Source organism: Pseudomonas sp. NPDC089396 (assembly GCF_044749545.1).
Classification (GTDB): Bacteria; Pseudomonadota; Gammaproteobacteria; order Pseudomonadales; family Pseudomonadaceae; genus Aquipseudomonas.
Genome location: NZ_JBIVIC010000005.1, coordinates 267,342 through 287,756, shown reverse-complemented (window position 1 = coordinate 287,756; position 20,415 = coordinate 267,342). Strand labels below are relative to the sequence as shown.

Annotated in this window: 16 protein-coding genes; 5 read left to right on the top strand and 11 right to left on the bottom strand. The window is 62.8% G+C overall.

All coding sequences use genetic code 11. The features are described 5' to 3' along the window. Window positions 1-15 precede the first annotated feature (15 nt). From ACIPZB_RS11590 to putP, 7 genes are all read right to left on the bottom strand, one after another. Window positions 16-972: a glycosyltransferase gene (locus ACIPZB_RS11590; RefSeq protein ID WP_400640297.1), complete on the bottom strand. Its 957-nt coding sequence runs from the start codon at window positions 970-972 to the stop codon at window positions 16-18. 47 nt (window positions 973-1,019) lie between these two features. Next, window positions 1,020-2,423 carry a PIG-L deacetylase family protein gene (locus tag ACIPZB_RS11585; RefSeq protein ID WP_400640296.1) on the bottom strand — a complete coding sequence of 468 codons (1,404 nt, stop codon included), beginning with the start codon at window positions 2,421-2,423 and terminating at the stop codon, window positions 1,020-1,022. Continuing rightward, window positions 2,420-3,316, bottom strand: a complete 897-nt coding sequence (locus ACIPZB_RS11580) for an antimicrobial resistance protein Mig-14 (protein ID WP_400640295.1) — start codon at window positions 3,314-3,316, stop codon at window positions 2,420-2,422. The genes ACIPZB_RS11585 and ACIPZB_RS11580 overlap by 4 nt, the downstream gene beginning before the upstream one ends. Beyond that, window positions 3,316-4,446, bottom strand: a complete 1,131-nt coding sequence (locus tag ACIPZB_RS11575) for a glycosyltransferase (RefSeq protein ID WP_400640294.1) — start codon at window positions 4,444-4,446, stop codon at window positions 3,316-3,318. Before ACIPZB_RS11575 ends, ACIPZB_RS11580 begins: the two co-directional genes overlap by 1 nt. Continuing rightward, window positions 4,430-6,187: a carbamoyltransferase gene (locus ACIPZB_RS11570; protein ID WP_008095081.1), complete on the bottom strand. Its 1,758-nt coding sequence runs from the start codon at window positions 6,185-6,187 to the stop codon at window positions 4,430-4,432. The genes ACIPZB_RS11575 and ACIPZB_RS11570 overlap by 17 nt, the downstream gene beginning before the upstream one ends. Before the next feature lie 205 nt (window positions 6,188-6,392). After that, window positions 6,393-7,229, bottom strand: coding sequence for a 23S rRNA (adenine(2030)-N(6))-methyltransferase RlmJ (locus tag ACIPZB_RS11565; RefSeq protein WP_008095083.1), 837 nt, complete (start codon window positions 7,227-7,229; stop codon window positions 6,393-6,395). 183 nt (window positions 7,230-7,412) lie between these two features. Then, window positions 7,413-8,891, bottom strand: coding sequence for a sodium/proline symporter PutP (gene putP, locus ACIPZB_RS11560; protein WP_400640293.1), 1,479 nt, complete (start codon window positions 8,889-8,891; stop codon window positions 7,413-7,415). A gap of 73 nt (window positions 8,892-8,964) precedes the next feature. Between putP and ACIPZB_RS11555 the strand changes: the two genes are divergently transcribed. Continuing rightward, the gene (locus ACIPZB_RS11555) at window positions 8,965-9,099 is read left to right on the top strand and encodes a hypothetical protein (protein WP_317660880.1); all 135 of its coding nucleotides are present in this window, start codon (window positions 8,965-8,967) and stop codon (window positions 9,097-9,099) included. 148 nt (window positions 9,100-9,247) lie between these two features. Beyond that, window positions 9,248-13,201, top strand: a complete 3,954-nt coding sequence (gene putA, locus ACIPZB_RS11550) for a trifunctional transcriptional regulator/proline dehydrogenase/L-glutamate gamma-semialdehyde dehydrogenase (RefSeq protein WP_400640292.1) — start codon at window positions 9,248-9,250, stop codon at window positions 13,199-13,201. Between the two features lie 129 nt (window positions 13,202-13,330). On the opposite strand, the gene ACIPZB_RS11545 is transcribed toward putA, so the two are convergent. From ACIPZB_RS11545 to ACIPZB_RS11530, 4 genes are all read right to left on the bottom strand, one after another. Next, a complete protein-coding gene (locus ACIPZB_RS11545; protein WP_400640291.1) occupies window positions 13,331-13,720 on the bottom strand; it encodes a hypothetical protein in 390 nt (129 codons plus the stop codon). 56 nt (window positions 13,721-13,776) lie between these two features. After that, window positions 13,777-14,454, bottom strand: coding sequence for a hypothetical protein (locus tag ACIPZB_RS11540; RefSeq protein ID WP_400640290.1), 678 nt, complete (start codon window positions 14,452-14,454; stop codon window positions 13,777-13,779). Window positions 14,455-14,646: 192 nt separating this feature from the next. Continuing rightward, window positions 14,647-14,916 carry a DUF3077 domain-containing protein gene (locus tag ACIPZB_RS11535; RefSeq protein ID WP_400640289.1) on the bottom strand — a complete coding sequence of 90 codons (270 nt, stop codon included), beginning with the start codon at window positions 14,914-14,916 and terminating at the stop codon, window positions 14,647-14,649. Window positions 14,917-15,077: 161 nt separating this feature from the next. Next, entirely contained in the window at window positions 15,078-15,320 is a 243-nt protein-coding gene (locus ACIPZB_RS11530; protein WP_008096752.1) for a hypothetical protein, read from the bottom strand. A 443-nt stretch (window positions 15,321-15,763) separates the two neighbouring features. Here ACIPZB_RS11530 and ACIPZB_RS11525 point away from each other — a divergent pair, with 443 nt between their 5' ends. Genes ACIPZB_RS11525 through ACIPZB_RS11515 form a run of 3 tightly spaced genes read left to right on the top strand, consistent with a single transcriptional unit; the run spans window position 15,764 to window position 20,371 of the window. Beyond that, window positions 15,764-17,566 carry an acyl-CoA dehydrogenase gene (locus tag ACIPZB_RS11525; protein ID WP_400640288.1) on the top strand — a complete coding sequence of 601 codons (1,803 nt, stop codon included), beginning with the start codon at window positions 15,764-15,766 and terminating at the stop codon, window positions 17,564-17,566. A gap of 31 nt (window positions 17,567-17,597) precedes the next feature. Next, entirely contained in the window at window positions 17,598-19,040 is a 1,443-nt protein-coding gene (locus tag ACIPZB_RS11520) for a TldD/PmbA family protein (protein WP_400640287.1), read from the top strand. Continuing rightward, on the top strand, window positions 19,040-20,371 hold the full coding sequence (locus ACIPZB_RS11515; protein ID WP_400640286.1) for a TldD/PmbA family protein: 1,332 nt from the start codon (window positions 19,040-19,042) through the stop codon (window positions 20,369-20,371). Before ACIPZB_RS11520 ends, ACIPZB_RS11515 begins: the two co-directional genes overlap by 1 nt. The last annotated feature ends 44 nt before the right edge of the window (window positions 20,372-20,415 follow it).

Genomic DNA, 20,415 nt, shown 5'->3' with positions numbered 1-20,415 from the left:
CGAAAGTTCTGTTGGTTATAAACCCAACTTCAACCGCAACCGCTGCCATGCAGACAGGGGTGGATGCGGCCTCAGTGCCGGGCGCATGTGGTCGACGATGCTACGGCCAACTTCGGCAAAACTGAAACGAGAAACTGCCAAGTGGCGCCCGTTTTCAGCAATTTGTCGTGCCAACGCAGGATCGCCTCGCAAGGTTTTCAGCTTCGCCTGCAATGCAGGAATGCTGTCGTAGAACACCACGTTGTGCATGTCCTGCAGGCCCAGGGCGCGATTTTCCTCTTCGCCCTGGTCGAACGCCAGCAGCACACAGCCGCAGGCCATGGCTTCGAAGTTCTTGATCATGTACTCGCCCATGCCGACATCGGCACTGACGAAAAATCGAATGCGGTTGAGGGTGTTGCAGTAGTCCTCACCCGACTTGGTGCGGGTAACCACCAGGTCCTCCACCCGCCCCAGTTCGTCCAGCAGCGCCTTGCGCCCGCTATAGGCGACACTGTTGGTACTGCCGACGAAGGCCAACTCGATATCACGCTCGCGGCCTTGGTCGGTGAGCAGTTGTTCATCGTAGCCCTTGGGCACGAATACTGCGTCGAAACCTTCCTGACGCAAGCGCTCGCTGACCATGTAGCCGGAGCTGATAACCCGCGCCCACGGCAGTTTGCGGTAGTGGGCGCTGAACTTGCCGGTGTATTTGCAAGGGATGTAGTTCTGGTACGCGTCGTGCTCGAGGATGACCAGGTTCGGCACCGTGCGGATGAACGCGACCTGACGGATTTCCTGCTTGAAGCGCAGGAAGAAGACGATGCGGTCATAGCGCTCGACCTGCACTTCGCGCTTGAAGTAGCGGCGCAGATTGCGTTGGTCTTCGCTGGTCAACCAGCGCAAGTCACATTCGCAGTTGGCCGCGACGCCGTCGTACAGGCGATCGAGGATCGCCCGCTGTTCCTTCTGCACCAGAAATAGGACTTTCATTGCTTTCCTTGGGCGCTCTGCGCCATCGCGGTCAACCATGGGCATTGTTACAGCTCACGGCGCCAGAACAGTTCATGGCGGCGCACGGCCTTGCGGAAGAACTCGTTCTCCCCGTAAGGCGACGGCCGCCGCCCGGCCAGCCAGCGCTGCAGCAGGCGACGCAAACGGCGCTTGAACGGTGCCGGAGGCTGCAGGTCGTGCATCATGCCCAAGGCCATGGCCTTGTCGCGCTGGGTTGGCAGGTCCAGCACCAGCGCGCATGGTGCCCAGGCCTGGTCGGCCGTCATCTGCGGCGGCAGGGCCACGCCATCACCGCTGTCACCCATCGGCCAGCGGTCGTTGTCATGCAAGTGGTTGGCGTAGCACAGGAGCGTTTGCGGCTGCCATTCCAGGCCCTGCAAGGCCTCGAGCACGGCTGCCTGGGCACAGATATGGTCAGGGTGTGGGTCGAGTTGCGGGTGCGGCATGACCAGCACCTCTGGCTTGGCCAATGTCAGCAGCGCACGGAGGTCGGCCAGCAGGTTGTGCCAGGTCGGCGCACCATCGCTATCGCCCGGCAGCGTGAACGGATTGAACTGACGGAATGGGCGGATATCGGCCATGTCGGCTTCGCGGGAGGCCGCAGGTAGATCCGGCGCAGCCTGCATGGCCGGCAGTTGCAGACAGAAATAGCCCAACTGCAGACAACGCGCCTCCGGCACGCCGGCCCAACGTGGTACGGCAATGCTGTCCCAGGCGCGTAGGCGGCCTTTCAGGCGTGCAGCCTCGGCCTTGCCCAGCCCCATCTGCTGATAGTGCTCGGCCTCGATTTCGCCAGCGGTCAGGGTCACCACCCAAGTCTCGTCAGCCTGGCTGTACAAGCCGTAGGCAGCCAGTTCGGCATCATCGGCATGGGGGGCGATGACCATCACGCGGCGACGCCGCAACTCGACGCTGGGTGTGATCCACAGACGCGGCTCACCCAGCAACCGGCAGTGGCGCCCACGCACGCGCAACGTACCTGCCTGCAGCGGCGCGGCCAGGCCGGTCAGGTTGAGAAAGCGCACCCCGTCGACGCCACGCTCGAACGTCTGGCGATCGCTGAGCGAGTCGGCCAGCAGCTGCACACAAGGGTCCAGGAACCGCCCCAGCCACCCGCTTTTCACCCGCACTTCGAGAATCAGTGTTTCATTCCCTTGCAGCAGGGCGTCGGCCTTGAGCTGCCCGTCACGCCAGCTGACTGCACCCTCACGGGTCTGCTCGCCAAAGCGATAGGCGTAGTCTTCATTCGGCGCATAGAACAGGTGATCGGCGAACCAGGCCTCGTGCGCGGCCCAGAGCAACGGCAGCAGCAACAGCGGCAGCCACCACCAGGCAAATACCCCGAGGCAGACCAGTGCGACCAGACCTGCAAGCAGGCCCAGGCGCTTGTTGCGCCGGTGGCGCTTGAGCAACTGCTGCTTGCGACTCACGCCTGGAACACCGGCACAGGGTTGCACCAACGGTCCTTGTACTCGCGATCGGCTCGACCGAACGAGAACCGCAGTGGCTTGTTGCGCGCGCGGGCGTCCTCCCAGGCAGCCTGGGTATTGAGGAAGCTCAGCACGCTGCCGGGACTGAAGGCTTTGGTTTCAGGGTCGACGCCGCCGTTGACGTATTCAACGCTGATCCACTCTGGTGCTTCGACCCGATACACCAACTGAATGGCGATGGGTTTGTCGTCCAGCAGCAGCACCGAGCCGATCAACAGTTCACGCAGGCGCTCGAGCACATCGGCCATACGCTCCGCACCGGTAGCGGGAAACCCCCAGCGGCGCTGGAACAGGTCGCAGTACATCGCTGCGATTTCGCTGCTATTGAAGTCGCTGATCGGGCGCACCACGCCGCCCGCCTCTTCCAGCAGGCGCAATTCGCGGCGCTGGTTGTAGCGGAATTTTTTCGACAAGTCTTCGTGCGCCCTGGCCATGGCCAACTGTTCTTTCTGCACCTTGAGGCCGGTGAAGCGCCCCTGGTTCAGTTCGGACAGGTAGCGCCCGGCATGGCGCAAGGGGGCAGCGGCATCGGCGGCGGCAGGCAGAATGATCTCGGCATTGCCCAGATCGAACAGCCCTTTCTTGCCGGCGCGCTTGAGCACTTCCTTGGACAGCGCCAGATGACGCCCCCAGGCAGGAACGACAGCCTTCAGTTCACCCGACTGATGCCAGCCCAGGTAGCGCACGGGGATCTGCGCAAGATCGGCCAGTTGTTCGATCACCAAAGGATGCGTCGCAACACTGCCACCAAAGCGCGCCCAGGCCTCGGCATAGGCGGCTGCATCGATGACCTGCCAACCGCGTTCGCGGAAGGCCTGAATAGGATTGAGCATCACGCCTGCGCCACCAACGCGCGAACTTGTGGCAGCTGCCAGAAGGCCTCGCGTACTGCCTGGTCGGAAAACCGCTGGTGCAGGCGCTGCAGCATGTGCGTGGCACACGCCTTGCGCTGCTGCGCATCCAGCTCGCCCATGTGTTCAAGGCCCTGCGCCAGCTGCCCGGCATCACCGAGCGGGAACAGCATGCCGACACCCTCGACCACTTCGCGGGCACCGCCGCAGGCAGTGGCCAGCAGCGGCACGCCAGCGACCATGGCTTCGAGCAGGACCATGCCGAACGGCTCATGGTCGGAGCTCAGGGCAAACACGTCGAATGCCTGGAAGTAGCGTCGGGCATCGGGCACCTGGCCAAGGAAGTCGACCTGCCCGGCGATGCCCAGCTCTGCGGCCTGCGCCTTGAGCTTGTCTTCCAGACGCCCTTTGCCAAGGATCGCCAGGCGTGCGCCGGCAGGCAGCGTTGGCAGGGCCTGGGCAAAGCCACGCAGCAAGGTGGCCTGGTCCTTGTCTGGATGCAGGCGTCCGACGTTGCCGACGACCCAGGCCTGTGCGTCCAGCCCCAGGGCCTGACGCGCTTCGGCACGAGGCACCAACGCTGCTTGCAGCGCCTCGATGTCGATGCGGTTGTACAGGGTCTGGATACGTTCGGCGGGCCACTGCGGCAAGCAACGGCGCATGTCGTCACGCACCGCATCGGACACGCCGAGCAGGCTCAATCGTTTGCTGAACAGGCTGGCGAACAGCCGCCGCCCCTTGCGCTGGTAGTCACCAAAGGCATGGTGCACACCAATGACCGGCAGGTTGGTGCCCAGCAAGGCCACATAGATCGGCTTGAACCGGTGAGCGATGCAGAAACTGAAATGGCGCTCGGCCGCGATCCGACGCATCGCGCGGATGGCACCCAGTTTCAGGCCGCGCACAGCCTTGGAGCTGAACTCCAGGAACAGCACCTCGTCCGACGCGCAGCCGGCCGCGACCTGCGGGTCGCTGGCGCCGGTGAGAAAGACCGTGGTGACCTTGTAGCCACTACCCTGAAACAGGCTGGCGTACTGACGGGCACAGTCGAGGAACGGCCCGTCATAGCCATGGCAGAACTGCAGGACACGCTGTTCAGAGCGGCTGGTCATACGCGGCGGCGCCGTCCTTCACGACCAGGATGTCTTCCATGATCAGGTACTGCAGGTCCGAGCCGAAGAACATGTTCAAGGCATCGGTCGGCGAGCAGATCATCGGCTCGCCACGACGGTTGAGCGAGGTGTTCAGCGACACGCCGTTGCCGGTCAGGTCTTCCAGCGCCTTCATCATGTCGTAGTAGCGCGGGTTGTACTCGCGCTTGAGCACCTGGGCCCGCGAGGTGCCGTCTTCGTGGACCACTTCGGGCACACGGGTCTTCCACTCTTCAGCCACTTCGAAGGTGAAGGTCATGAACGGCGCCGGGTGATCGACCTTGATCATCTGCGGGGCGACGGTGTCGAGCATCGACGGGCAGAAGGGTCTCCAGCGCTCGCGGAACTTGATCTGGTGGTTGATGCGGTCAGCCACGCCCTCGACGCTCGGGCAGCCGATGATCGAACGACCGCCCAGCGCACGCGGGCCGAACTCCATGCGGCCCTGGAACCAGGCCACCGGATTGCCGTCGACCATGATCTTGGCGATCTGCTGCGGCATGTTGTCGAGCTTGCGCCACTTGGGCTGGTTCGGGTGACGGGCGCAGGCCGCGATCACGTCCTCGTTGGAGTACGACGGGCCGAGGTAGACGTGTTCCATCTTCTCGACCGGTACGCCACGGGCGTGAGACACGTAGGCCGCAGCACCGACCGCGGTACCGGCGTCGCCGGAGGCCGGCTGGACGAACAGTTCCTTGACGTCGGAACGGGCGATGATCTTCTGGTTGAGCTTGACGTTCAGCGCGCAGCCGCCAGCGAAGGCCAGCTTGCCGGTTTCACGCAGGGTATCGCCCAGGTAGTGGTCGATCATCTGCAGGGCGAGCTTCTCGAACAGCGCCTGCATGCTCGCCGCATAGTGGATGTACGGCTCGTCGGCGATATCGCCTTCGCGCTTGGGGCCCAGCCATTCGATCAGCTTCGGCGAGAAGTAGAAGCCCTTGCCCTTTTCTTTATAGCGGCGCAGGCCAATCACGTTGGCGTATTCGGTGTTGATCACCAGTTCGCCGTTCTCGAAGCTGGCCAGACGCGAGAAGTCATATTTGCTGGCATCGCCGTAAGGCGCCATGCCCATGACCTTGAACTCGCCGTCGAGCATTTCGAAGCCGAGGAACTCGGTGATCGCGCCATACAGGCCGCCCAGCGAGTCCGGGTCGAAGAACTCTTTGATCTTGTGGATCTTGCCGTTTTCGCCGTAGCCGAAGAAGGTCGTGGCGTACTCGCCCTTGCCGTCGATGCCGAGGATCGCGGTTTTTTCCTTGAAGCCCGAGCAGTGGTAAGCACTGGATGCGTGGGCCAGGTGGTGCTCGACCGGCTCGATCTTGACCTTTTTCGGGTCGAAACCGAGTTGCTCCAGGCACCAGACGATCTTCTTGCGGTAGCGCTTGTAGCGGCGGTTGCCCATCAGGATGGCGTCGAGCGCGCGGTCCGGGGCGTACCAGTAACGCTTGGCATAGTGCCAGCGGGCTTTGCCGAACAGGCTGATGGGCGCGAACGGGATGGCGACCACGTCGACATCGGACGGTTTGATACCTGCCTGCTCCAGGCAGAACTTCGCCGACTCGTAGGGCATGCGGTTCTTCGCATGCTTGTCACGCACGAAGCGCTCTTCTTCGGCGGCGGCAATCAGTTTGCCGTCGATGTACAGGGCCGCGGAAGGGTCATGGCTAAGGGCGCCGGACAGGCCAAGAATCGTCAATGCCAAGGGTTTAGCCTCTTCATTCGGTAGAGATGCGCCAGCGGCCTCGTAGGCGGGTGGCGGCTAAAGGGCGAGATTATAACGCAAAGAATTCCAACTGACCCTATCGCCGGCAAGCCGGCTCCCACAGGTACGGCGCTACCCCTCAGAGCAGCACCCTACCTGTGGGAGCCGGCTTGCCGGCGATGAGGCCGGTACAGGCAACCAATGATTATTCGGCGATCAGCCAGTCCATGCGGTAGCTGCCCGCAGTCTGCGCCAGCTCCTTGGCCAGCCAGGGCAGCAGCTCCTTGAGCTCCTCCTCCAGCCCCCATGGCGGGTTGGCGATGGCCAGGCCCGAGCCATTGAGGCCCTGCGGGCTGTCCTGGTGATGCACATAGAGTTCGACCCGCAACAGCTTGGGCGCACCCGTGCTGGTCAGGTCCTGATAGAAGCGGGTCAGCGAGCGCTGGTCCTTGATCGGGTACCAGATGGCCGCGACAGTCTGGCGCATGCGGCCGATCGCCTCTTTCATCGATGTGGTGCAACGCTTGAGTTCATCGGCCTGCTCGAACGGCGGGTCGATGAGCATGATCGCGCGCTTCTCCGGCACCGGCAGCAGCGCCCTCGGCACGTGCCAGCCCTCGCCCAGATGGACCACTACGCGTGGGTCCTTCTTCATGTTTTCCTTGAGCAGCGGCCCGTCTTCCGGGTGCTTTTCGTTCAGCAACGCGCGATCTTGCTGACGCATCAGGCGGCGAGCCAGCTCAGGCGAGCCCGGGTAGTAGCGCAGCTCTCCATCGGCATTGAGGCGCTTGATGATGCGCAGATAATCGGCAGCCATCGCTGGCAGGTCATCACGGTTCCACAGGCGCGCGACACCTTCCAGGTATTCACCGGTACGGGTCGCCTGATCACCTTGCAGGTCGTACAGACCAAGGCCTGCGTGGGTATCGATGTAGGCGAACGGCTGCTCCTTGCGCGACATCAGGGCGATGAGGCGGGTCAGCACGATGTGCTTGAGGACGTCGGCGTGGTTGCCGGCGTGGAAGGCGTGACGATAGTTCATGGAAACTCCTGCGGGGGCGACAAGTTTACCTTGCCTTGCGCACGGAGTCAGGCCTGACTGTCGATCGGCAGCGCCGCCGTCGCCGGCATGCCGGCTCCCACAGGGATTTCACATGCCTTGAGTGCTGTGGGGTACCTGTGGGAGCCGGCTTGTCGGCGATGGGGCCAGCCCATTCGCCCAGTGTTACTTGTCGGCGTGATACGCCGCATCAGCCGTTTCAAAACGCTGAACCATACCCTTGGACGGGCTGCCCAGCTTGCTCACCAGCACGATGGCGATACTGGCGAACAGGAAGCCCGGGATGATTTCATACAGGCCCCAGGTATCGAACTGCTTCCACAGGATCACGGTCAGTGCACCGACCACGATACCGGCCAGTGCGCCGTTACGGGTCATGCCCTTCCACAGCACCGAAATCAGCACCACCGGACCGAAGGCGGCACCGAAGCCAGCCCAGGCGTAGGCCACCAGGCCCAGCACGCGGTTTTCCGGGTTTGCGGCCATGGCGATGGCGATCAGGGCCACGGCCAGCACCATCAGACGACCGACCCAGACCAGCTCACCCTGGGAAGCATTCTTGCGCAGGAATGCCTTGTAGAAGTCTTCGGTCAAGGCACTGGAACACACCAGCAACTGGCAGCTCAAGGTGCTCATTACCGCCGCCAGGATGGCCGACAGCAGCACACCGGCAACCCACGGGTTGAACAGGATTTTTGCCAGCTCGATGAACACACGCTCGTGGTTCTCGGTGACCGGGCCCGCCAACTCGGGGTGCGCCGAGAAGTAGGCGATACCGAAGAAGCCCACGGCACAGGTACCGGCCAGGCACAGGATCATCCAGGTCATGGAGATGCGACGGGCCTTGGCGATCGACTTGACGGAATCCGCGGCCATGAAGCGCGCCAGAATGTGTGGCTGGCCGAAGTAGCCCAGGCCCCAACCCATCAACGAGATGATGCCGATGAAGGTCGCACCCTTGAACATGTCGAAGTTGGCAGGGTTCTGCGCTTCGATGGCGAGGAAGGTGGTGTCGATACCACCAGTGGAGATCAGCACGATGATCGGCGTGAGGATCAGCGCGAAGATCATCAACGAGGCTTGCACGGTGTCGGTCCAGCTGACCGCCAGGAAACCACCGATGAAGGTGTAGGCGATGGTCGCCGCAGCGCCTGCCCACAGCGCGGTTTCGTAAGACATGCCGAAGGTGCTCTCGAACAGACGGGCACCGGCAACGATGCCGGAAGCGCAATAAATGGTGAAGAACACCAGGATGACGATGGCCGAGATGATCCGCAGCAGGCCGCTGGCGTCTTCGAAGCGGCTGGAGAAGTAGTCCGGCAGGGTTAGCGCATCACCGTTGTGCTCGGTCTGCACGCGCAGGCGGCCGGCGACGAACAGCCAGTTGAGGTAGGCACCGACGGTCAGGCCGATGGCGATCCAGGCTTCGGACAAACCGGAGAAGTAGATAGCGCCCGGCAGGCCCATCAACAGCCAGCCACTCATGTCGGAAGCACCGGCGGAAAGCGCGGTGACCACGCTACCTAGGCTGCGCCCGCCGAGGATGTAGTCGGAAAGGTTGTTGGTGGAGCGATAGGCGGCGAAGCCGATCAGCACCATTGCCGCGATGTAGATCACGAAAGTGATCGTTAGTGGATTGCCCATGCGTGTGCCCTGGCGTTTGTTTTTATCTCATGCGCACCCGTAGCAAGACGGTTGCACCCAGGCGGCGAATCCTATGCAACAACGCAAAGCAGGTGCAACCATTTTTCATTTGCAAGTTGCACCCGGCCGTGCTTTTTCAGAACTCATGCCTTTTTTGCTCCCTTTTGGAGCAAAAACTGCAGTTTTCATAAGAAAACGCATCGAATAAACACGCATTTATCCAGTGAGGAATTTCGCCAGACGAGTTGCACCTTTTGTAGACGAAAAACGGGTTGCACCTGGTTGCACCCGAATTGTCCTACAGATACTCTTGACACTAGCTTAGGCCACGCCCGTGGCAATAACGAGGATAAGAAATGGCGACGACCACCCTGGGGGTCAAACTTGACGACCCGACCCGTGAGCGACTCAAGGCCGCTGCGCAGTCCATCGACCGCACGCCGCACTGGTTGATCAAGCAAGCGATCTTCAACTACCTGGAGAAGCTCGAGGGTGGTGCCACCCTGACCGAACTCAACGGTCAAGCCAACAGCGTCGCCGACGATGCTGGTGAAGTGCAGCCAGACCACAGCCACCAGTGCTTCCTGGAGTTTGCCGAAAGCATCCTGCCGCAGTCGGTGCTGCGTTCGGCCATCACCGCCGCCTACCGCCGCCCCGAGCAGGAAGTGGTGCCTATGCTGCTGGAGCAGGCACGCCTGAGCGCACCGCTGGCAGAAGCCACCAACAAGATGGCCGCAGGCCTCGCAGAAAAACTGCGTAACCAGAAGAGCGCCGGTGGCCGTGCCGGTATCGTTCAGGGCCTGCTGCAGGAATTCTCGCTGTCGTCCCAGGAAGGCGTCGCCCTGATGTGCCTGGCCGAAGCCCTGCTGCGCATCCCCGACAAAGGCACCCGTGATGCCCTGATCCGCGACAAGATCAGCACCGGCAACTGGCAGCCGCACCTGGGCAACAGCCCATCGCTGTTCGTCAACGCCGCCACCTGGGGCCTGCTGCTGACCGGCAAGCTGGTCTCCACCCACAACGAATCCGGCCTCACCTCCTCGCTCACCCGCATCATCGGCAAGAGCGGCGAGCCGATGATCCGCAAGGGCGTCGACATGGCCATGCGCCTGATGGGCGAGCAGTTCGTCACCGGCGAAACCATCGCCGAAGCCCTGGCCAACGCCAGCCGCTTCGAATCCAAGGGCTTCCGTTATTCCTACGATATGCTCGGTGAAGCCGCGCTGACTGAGCACGATGCGCAGAAGTACCTGGCCTCCTACGAGCAGGCGATCCACTCGATCGGCAAGGCCTCCCACGGCCGTGGCATCTATGAAGGCCCGGGCATCTCCATCAAGCTGTCGGCCCTGCACCCGCGCTACAGCCGCGCCCAGTACGAGCGCGTGATGGAAGAGCTGTACCCGCGCCTGCTGTCGCTGACCCTGCTGGCCAAGCAGTACGACATCGGCCTGAACATCGACGCCGAGGAAGCCGACCGCCTGGAGCTGTCCCTCGACCTGCTCGAGCGCCTGTGCTTCGAGCCGTCGCTGGCCGGCTGGAACGGTATCGGCTTCGTCATCCAGGCCTACCAGAAGCGCTGCCCGTATGTGATCGACTACGTCATCGACCTGGCCAAGCGCAGCCGCCACCGCCTGATGATCCGCCTGGTGAAGGGCGCCTACTGGGACAGCGAGATCAAGCGCGCCCAAGTCGAAGGCCTGGAAGGCTACCCGGTGTATACCCGCAAGGTGTACACCGACGTTTCCTACGTCGCCTGTGCCCGCAAACTGCTGGCGGTCCCGGAAGCCATCTACCCGCAGTTCGCCACGCACAACGCCCACACCCTGTCGGCCATCTACCACATCGCCGGCCAGAACTATTACCCCGGCCAGTACGAGTTCCAGTGCCTGCACGGCATGGGCGAACCGCTGTACGAGCAAGTCGTGGGCAAGGTCTCCGAAGGCAAGCTGAACCGCCCGTGCCGCGTGTACGCGCCGGTCGGCACCCACGAAACCCTGCTGGCCTACCTGGTCCGTCGCCTGCTGGAAAACGGCGCCAACACCTCGTTCGTCAACCGCATCGCCGACCACTCGATCTCCATTCAGGAACTGGTCGCCGACCCGGTCGCCAGCATCGAGCGCATGGGCACCCAGGAAGGCAGCATCGGCCTGCCGCACCCACGCATTGCGCTGCCGCGTGACCTCTACGGCAGCGAGCGGGCCAACTCGGCCGGCATCGACATGGCCAACGAGCACCGCCTGGCGTCGCTGTCCTGCGCCATGCTGGCCACCGCTCACAACGACTGGAAAGCCACCCCGCTGCTGGCCTGCGCCGCCAGCGAAGCCGCTGCCGCGCCGGTGCTGAACCCAGCCGACCTTCGCGACGTGGTGGGTCACGTCCAGGAAGCCACGGTCGCCGACGTCGACAACGCCATCCAGTGCGCGCTGAACGCGGCCCCGATCTGGCAGGCCACCCCGCCCGCCGAGCGCGCCGCGATTCTGGAGCGCACCGCCGACCTGATGGAAGCCGAGATCCAGCCGCTGATGGGCCTGCTCATCCGCGAGGCGGGCAAGACCTTCGCCAACGCCATCGCCGAAGTGCGCGAGGCCGTAGACTTCCTGCGCTACTACGCGGTGCAGGCACGCAACGACTTCAGCAACGATGCCCACCGCCCGCTGGGCCCCGTGGTGTGCATCAGCCCGTGGAACTTCCCGCTGGCGATCTTCAGCGGCCAGGTGGCCGCAGCACTGGCCGCCGGTAACCCGGTACTGGCCAAGCCGGCCGAGCAGACCCCGCTGATCGCCGCCCAGGCCGTGCGCCTGCTGCTCGAAGCGGGCATCCCGGAAGGCGTCCTGCAACTGCTGCCAGGCCGCGGCGAAACCGTCGGTGCCGGCCTGGTCGGTGACGAGCGCGTCAAAGGCGTGATGTTCACCGGCTCCACCGAAGTGGCTCGCCTGCTGCAGCGCAATGTCGCCGGCCGTCTGGACAACCAGGGCCGCCCGATCCCGCTGATCGCCGAAACCGGCGGCCAGAACGCGATGATCGTCGACTCCTCGGCGCTGACCGAGCAGGTGGTGATCGACGTGGTGTCTTCGGCCTTCGACAGTGCCGGCCAGCGTTGCTCGGCCCTGCGCGTGCTGTGCCTGCAGGAAGACTCCGCCGACCGCGTGATCGAAATGCTCAAGGGGGCCATGGCCGAAAGCCGCCTGGGCAACCCGGACCGCCTGGCTGTGGACATCGGCCCGGTGATCGACGCCGAGGCCAAGGCTGGCATCGAGAAGCACATTCAGGGCATGCGTGAGAAAGGTCGCTCGGTCTACCAGGTGGCCATCGCTGATGCGGCCGAGGTCAAGCGCGGCACCTTCGTCATGCCGACCCTGATCGAGCTGGAAAGCTTCGACGAGCTCAAGCGCGAGATCTTCGGCCCGGTGCTGCACGTGGTGCGCTACAACCGCCGCAACCTCGACCAGTTGATCGAGCAGATCAACAATTCCGGCTATGGCCTGACCCTCGGCGTGCACACCCGCATCGACGAGACCATCGCCAAGGTCGTGGAAACCGCCAACGCCGGCAACATGTACGTCAACCGCAACATCGTCGGTGCGGTGGTGGGCGTGCAGCCGTTCGGTGGTGAAGGCCTGTCCGGCACCGGCCCGAAAGCCGGTGGCCCGCTGTACCTGTACCGCCTGCTGTCGACCCGCCCGGCCGACGCGATTGGCCGCCACTTCCAGCATCAGGATGGCGAAGGCAAGCCAGACCGCACCCTGCACGAGCAGCTGGTCAAGCCGCTGCACAGCCTCAAGGCCTGGGCCGAGAGCAACCAGCAAGCTGACCTGGCCGCGCTGTGCAGCCAGTTCGCCGGCCAGTCGCAGAGCGGCATCGCCCGTCTGCTGCCAGGCCCTACCGGTGAGCGCAACAGCTACACCATCCTGCCGCGCGAACACGTGCTGTGCCTGGCCGACAACGAGGCTGACCTGCTGGCGCAGTTCGCAGCCGTGCTGGCCGTCGGCAGCTCGGCGGTGTGGGCCGATGCAGAGCCGGGCAAAGCCCTGCGCGCTCGCCTGCCGAAGGAGCTGCAGGCCAAGGTCAAGCTGGTGGCGGACTGGAACAAGGATGAAGTGGCGTTCGACGCCGTGATCCACCATGGCGACTCGGACCAGCTGCGCGGCGTATGCCAGCAGGTGGCCAAGCGTGCCGGGGCGATCGTGGGTGTACACGGGCTGTCCAGTGGCGATCATCAGATTGCATTGGAGCGGTTGGTGATCGAGCGGGCGGTGAGCGTGAATACCGCTGCGGCGGGGGGGAACGCCAGCCTGATGACTATTGGCTGATGGCTAATGGTTGAAGAAAAAGGAGAGCTTAGGCTCTCCTTTTTTTGTGTTGGCTGCGGGAGCCTGTCTTGGGAGTTGCAGCGCCTATGAGATCGATCTCATGACCACCACAAAGGTCGTGGCGAGCAGTCAGTGCGTCATCCCACCACGACGCAACCACCACAAGCTCAATGCCTTGGCGAACTCTGAAGCCACTAACAGGCATGCCCACATCCAGTTACTCAGGCCAGCAACCAAAGTCGGCACCATCAACAAAATGGATACGGACGGAACAATAAATAACGCTCGAAATGGAATTTGCACGGCTGCAAAGTAGATAGCTGACCTGCCACCCCTGTAAAACAGCACACAGCTAACAACCACAGAAAGCTGTATGGCAAGGCCGAGCCATATCATCACCTCCAGACCACCTCCCCAATTCCTCATGTTGGTGAGCGCGTCATTCAGGTCGGTCCAAAGCGGTATCGCACCTCGGCGCAGGCTGCCAAACAACACAAAGCAAATATAGAAAGCATCCATAGCACTCCAGAACAACAGCGTGGAACGCCTTGTGTTAAATACCGGCATTTATGAAATTATCCTTTCTTAAATTCGTAGACCTCATTGGCCAGCACAGGACGCCAATGCCAGGACGCACCGGAAATGTCCCAGTGATCGTCAGCCTCCACATAATGCTGCTGAGTCTTTCGTTCCGTTCCGTATTGATGAACTGCGGAAGATCGCGAAAACTCTCGCTCGCCTTCCGATAAAGGAACCCATCGCTGAGTGACGGTTCTTGTTGTGTTTGCAAAGTCTTTCCCGGAGGACAGAAATACTCGACCTTCATCTCCGCGAGAGGTCAAGAAGTTAGCAAGAAAAGCCGCTCCAGATGCCACCTTGTTGAGTTCAATATTGACAATCTTCCATTTGCCAGCCCCTTCACCGCATACGCTTGACGCAGCGAACTGTTGCAGCTCCACCTTAGACTTGCAAAACCTTGATCCACTGTAACGCTCAGGGTCAATTGGCCGAAAAGGCTTATCTTTTAACAGAAGCCACTCACCCCTCTCTACAGGCCGTAGCACCATCATTATTTGATCTCGCGTGAGTTTTTCAGCTTGAAAAAAACCGCAGTCTTTCAGGAGCTCTCTCAACCCGGAAAGGTCGCACCTTCCTTGAAGGTTGTCGAAAACATAAGAAGTGGCAAAGAATGGATCTTCAACTCTATCCAACTCCTCCTTCCAAATACCGCTCCAGCGAGACAGCCTTTCCATAGCGCTACTCCATAGTAAAAGAACAATGTCTAACCAAAACGGCTCACTAACGCACCATCGAAATTTCCTATTTGGAAGTAGGAAATTTCCTTTTTCATCTTTGAAATCTCAGGCACGGGCAGACCTGGATCAAAAAGGGCCGCAAGGCGACCCCGATACTTCATGTAGTCGCTCAAAAAGCGTCGCGAAGACTCAGTGCTTCATCCCCAGCTCGGCATCATCCAGCAGGGCCTTGGCCAAGCCACTCAGGTAGTGGGAAGCCCAGATCAATTTCTGGTCGCCTTCCATCAGCCCAGTCAGGGTCATGTCCCGCACATAGCCCATCAGCTCAGAAGCCTGTTCACGAGCAGCTTGGCAAGGGATGCCGGGGGCTATGCAAAACAATGGCTGGGTCATGCCTTCGCCTTGGAAGAACTGGGTCTTGCCCACCGTTGTGCAGGTTTTTGTGTCGCCTGTGCTCATTGTTGGATCTCCCTGAAAGTTCTCTATTGGCCGGTCTGGCCCTATCGCCGGCAAGCCGGCTCCCACAGGGGGGGGCGGCACAGACTTCGAATGCTGCGCCGTACCTGTGGGAGCCGGCTTGCCGGCGATAGGGCCAGACCAGGCAACACATGACTCGCGGCCTAGTGCAGTACCCGCGGCTCGGCCGGCATCTGCGCCTGGATCAACGCCGTCTCTAGCAACACCCGCAGCGTTTCGAGTTCATGCATGGAGGCCATCATCAGGATCGATGCCGGAGATTTGGGCTGCAGCAGCAAGGCCTGATGCACCACGGTGTGTGCGCACTGGGCGTACTCCGTGGCCTGGATGATGGTGTCTTCGAGGGAATGGAAGTTGTGAGGTGGATCGGGGACGATCTTAAGCATTGGTATTTTTCTCGATGAGGGCCGCCACCATCTGCTGTCAAACAAAAGGGTGGCGGCTGTGTATGGGTTGACAGACCGGTAGAAAAATCCAAAAAACCCGGCGCACACGAAGTGCCCCACACACAGCCGCCATAAAGGCGAAAACCATGAGAATTTTCTGGACGGCCTGTCAAAGCCGGTCGCTGATGCGCAACGACCGCCCGAGACTAGAGCGCCACCCAGAACATCGCAATGGCTTGGAAGGGCTAAGAGTATGTTTGGGAAATGGACTACAATAAAGCGGGAAATTCCTACAATTTACACACAAATCGCAACAACTTACGCTTTCGCCAACTCCCTCCCCGCCACCCCACCTTCTAAACCCATATCACCCACACCAATTAACCTTCTTCCCTCCCCGTTCAAACCCTAGACTCGGTCCAACCCCGCAAAGGACCGCCCCCATGCCCGAGACTCTGCTCAGCCCCCGCAACCTCGCCTTTGAACTCTACGAAGTCCTCGACGCCGAAGCCCTGACCGAGCGTCCGCGCTTCGCCGAGCACAGCCGCGAAACCTTCGACGCCGCGCTGACCACCGCCCGCACCCTCGCCGAGAAGTACTTCGCCCCGCACAACCGCAAGGCCGACGAAAACGAGCCGCGCTACGTCGACGGCCGCGCCGAGCTGATCCCCGAGGTCAAACCCGCTGTCGACGCCTTCCTCGAAGCCGGTTTCCTCAACGCCAACCGCGACTTCGAAGTCGGCGGCATGCAGCTGCCCAGCCTGGTCTCGCAAGCCTGCTTCGCCCACTTCCAGGCCGCCAACGCCGGCACCACGGCCTACCCGTTCCTGACCATGGGCGCAGCCAACCTGATCGAGAGTTTCGGCAGCGACGAACAGAAACGCCTGTTCCTGCAGCCGATGATCGAAGGCCGCTACTACGGCACCATGGCCCTGACCGAACCCCACGCAGGCTCGTCGCTGGCCGATATCCGCACCCGCGCCGAACCCGCCGGCGACGGCAGCTACCGGCTCAAGGGCAACAAGATCTTCATTTCCGGCGGCGACCACGAACTGTCGGAAAACATCGTGCACATGGTCCTGGCCAAGCTGCCGGATGCCCCCGCCGGGGTAAAAGGCATTTCGCTGTTCATCGTGCCCAAGTACCTGGTCAACCAGGACGGCAGCCGTGGCCCGCGCAACGATGTGCTGCTGGCCGGCCTGTTCCACAAGATGGGCTGGCGCGGCACCACCTCCACCGCGCTGAACTTCGGCGACAACGGCCAGTGCGTCGGCTATCTGGTGGGCCAGCCGCACCAGGGCCTGGCCTGCATGTTCCAGATGATGAACGAGGCACGCATCGGCGTCGGCATGGGCGCGGTGATGCTCGGTTACGCCGGCTACCTGTATTCGCTGGAATATGCCCGGCAACGCCCCCAGGGCCGCCTGCCGGACAGCAAGGACCCCTTCAGCCCGGCCGTGCCGATCATCAACCACACCGACGTGAAGCGCATGCTGCTGGCGCAAAAGGCCTACGTCGAAGGTGCGTTCGACCTAGGCCTGTATGCTGCGCGCCTGTTCGACGATACCCACACAGCCGCCGACGAAAGCGCACGCAAACAGGCGAAGGAGCTGCTCGACCTGCTGACCCCGATCGTCAAGTCCTGGCCCTCGACGTTCTGCCTCAAGGCCAACGAACTGGCCATCCAGATCCTCGGCGGTCACGGCTACACCCGCGAATACCCAGTCGAGCAGTACTACCGCGACAACCGCCTGAACCCGATCCACGAGGGCACCGAAGGCATCCAGTCGCTTGACCTGCTCGGTCGCAAGCTGGCGCAGAACAACGGTGCCGGCCTCAAGCAACTTATCCGGCTGATCGCCGGCACCGGCGAGCGCGCCAGCCACCATCCGAACCTCGACCCCCTGCGCCAGCCCCTGGAGCAACTGGTCAATCGCCTGCAAGGCGTAACCCTGGCCCTGCTTGGCGACCTGGCGCAAGGCAGAATCGCCGGCACCCTGGCCAACTCCGCCCTGTACCTCAAGGCCTTCGGCCACTGCGTCGTCGGCTGGCGTTGGCTGGAACAGGCGATCCACGCCGAACTCGGCCTGCTCAAGGGCAATGCCGCGGACCGCGACTTCTACCTGGGCAAATTGCAGGCCGCCCGTTATTTCCTGACCTGGGAAGTACCTGGCTGCCATAATGAGCTGGCATTGCTCGAGGCACGCGACGACACTTGCCTCGCCATGCAAGAGGGGTGGTTCTAGGGGGAGCCACCGTGTAGACGGAGGCTTCCACATGTTCGATTGCAGCGCCCTGCTGCGCCAGCGCTTTGCCGCGCTGCGCAGCACGGCCGAGTTGTTTTCCCTGCGCCATGTAAAACAGTCGCACCAGTCGCTTTCGGTACGGCGCAACGTCGCCGAGCCGCCTTGCTTCAGCCAGGACGAAGGCGCCATGCTGACTGTGCGGGTCAATGGCGTGGAGGCCTATGCCGCCACCGCCGACCTGTCCCAGCAGGGCCTGCAGCGCGCCTTGGAACAGGCCGAATCACTGGCCCGGCAAATCGCCCGGCAGAGCCTGCTCGACCTGCGCGAGCAACCGGTGCCCAGCGCGCGTCATGACCATGTCTCGCCCAACTTCGACCAGCCGCTGCCGAGCCTCGCCGACTGCCTGGGCCTGCTCGCCGCCGAATCGGCCAGCGTGCCCAAGGACAGCCGCCTGGTGGATTGGCAGGCCAGCCTGAGCATGAGCCTGGTCGAGCAGACCTACCTGAACTCCGCCGGCGCCGAACTGCGCCATGCCCAGCGCTTCCTGTTCCCGGGCCTGGGCGTGACCGCCAGCGACGGCCAGGACAGCCAGAGCCGCAGCCTGGGCCGGGACAACTTCGGCCAGCAGGGTGGCTTCGAGATCGTCGAGCGCTGCGGCCTGCTCGGTGCCGCCAGCCGCGTTGCCGACGAAGCCCTGCAACTGCTGCAGGCACCCAACACCCCGAGCGGCCCGCGCGACCTGCTGCTGATGCCCGACCAGATGATGCTGCAGATCCACGAGTCCATCGGCCACCCGCTGGAGATGGACCGCATTCTCGGCGACGAGCGCAACTACGCCGGCACCAGCTTCGTCAAAACCAGCGATTTCGGCCATCTGCAGTACGGCTCGAAACTGCTCAACGTCACCTTCGACCCAACCATTGGCGAAGAACTGGCCAGCTACAGCCATGACGACGACGGCAGCCAGGCCAGCAAGCAGTTCCTGATCCGCGATGGCCTGTTGCTGCGCCCGCTGGGCGGCGCGCTGTCGCAGTTCCGCTCCGGCCTCGACGGCGTGGCCAACAGCCGCGCTTGTGGCTGGAACCGCGCGCCGATCGACCGCATGGCCAACCTCAACATCGAGCCGGGCGATCAGTCGCTGCAGCAACTGATCGAAGGCATCGAGCACGGCATCCTGATGCGCACCAACCGCTCCTGGTCCATCGACGATGCGCGCAACAAGTTCCAGTTCGGCTGCGAATGGGGCCAGCTGATCGAAAACGGCGAGCTCAAGGGCATCGTCAAGAACCCCAACTACCGCGGCATCTCCGCGCAGTTCTGGGGCAACCTGGCGGCGGTCGGCGACCGCAGCACCTTCCAGGTACTGGGCACACCCAACTGCGGCAAGGGCGAACCCAACCAGGTGGTACGGGTCGGCCACGCCTCGCCGGCCTGCGTGTTCCGCCAGATCGACGTATTCGGGGGAGACGCCTGATGAGTGCCACACCACAGCAACGCTTCGAAGGCCTGGTCAGCGCCCTGCGTGATGCCCTGCAACCCGGCGAACAGTTCACCCTCGGCTACAGCGCCGAACAGTCGCAGTTCGTGCGTTTCAACCACGCCAAGGTGCGCCAGGCCGGCGCAGTCAGCCAGGCCAGCGCACACCTGCGGCTGATCCGCGACGGGCGCCAGGCAGAACATCAGGTGACCTTGAGCGACGATGCGCAACTGGACCGTCAGCGCCTGAACGATGCCTTGGCGCAACTGCGCCAGACCCTGCCGTTGCTGGCCAAGGACCCCTACCTGCGCCTGGACGAAAACGCCTGGCACAGCCACAGCCTGCAAGCGCAAGCGCTGCCAGAGCTAAGCGACGTCCTGGCGCTGCTCGACCGCGAGGCCGGCGACCTGGACCTGGTCGGGATCTATGCCGCCGGCCCGATCAGCCGGGGCTTCGCCAGCTCCTTTGGCGCCTTTGGCTGGCATCAGGCCAACAGCTTCAACTTCGACTGGAGCCTGTTCCACGACAATGGCCAGGCCGTGAAGGCCAACTATGCCGGCCAGGTGTGGAGCGACGACGATTTCATCGCGCGCCTGCGTCTGGCCCGTGAACAACTGGGCTTCCTCGGCCGCCCGGCGATCACCCTCAAGCCTGGGCGCTACCGCGCTTACCTGGCACCAGCCGCCATGGACGAAATCGCCGGCATGCTGTGCTGGGGTGGGTTTTCCGCCCAGGCCCTGGCCACCGGCAACAGCGCCTTGCAGCGCCTGTACAGCGGCGATGCGCAGCTGAGCCCGCAGGTCAGTTTCAGCGAGCAGGTCAGCGGTTCGTTGAGCCCGGCGTTTTCCGATGAGGGTTCACCGCGCCTGGATGTGGCCTTGATCCGCCAGGGGCAAGCCGTGGACAGGTTGGTCAGCGCCCGCAGTGCGGTGGAGTTCGAGCTGCTGGCCAATGGCGCCGACAGCTACGAGTCACCCTGCGCGCTGAGCCTGGCCCCAGGGGAGCTTGCCAGCGAGCAGATTCTCGAACGGCTTGGCACCGGGCTGTACATCAGCAACCTGTGGTACTTGAACTATTCGGACCTGCCAGCGGCGCGTATGACCGGGCTTACCCGCTTTGCCACCTTCTGGGTGGAGAACGGGGAGATTCAGGGGCCGGTCAGCACCATGCGCTTCGATGACAGCTTGTACAGCCTGCTGGGCGACCAGCTGGAAGACCTGACGCGCGAGCGCGAGATGATCTTGTCGACCAGTACCTATGGGCAGCGCAGCACCGGGTCGAGTCATTTGCCGGGGGCGCTGGTCAAAGGGCTGACCCTGACTTTGTGATTGGCCATTCGGGCCTCATCGCCGGCAAGCCGGCTCCCACAGTG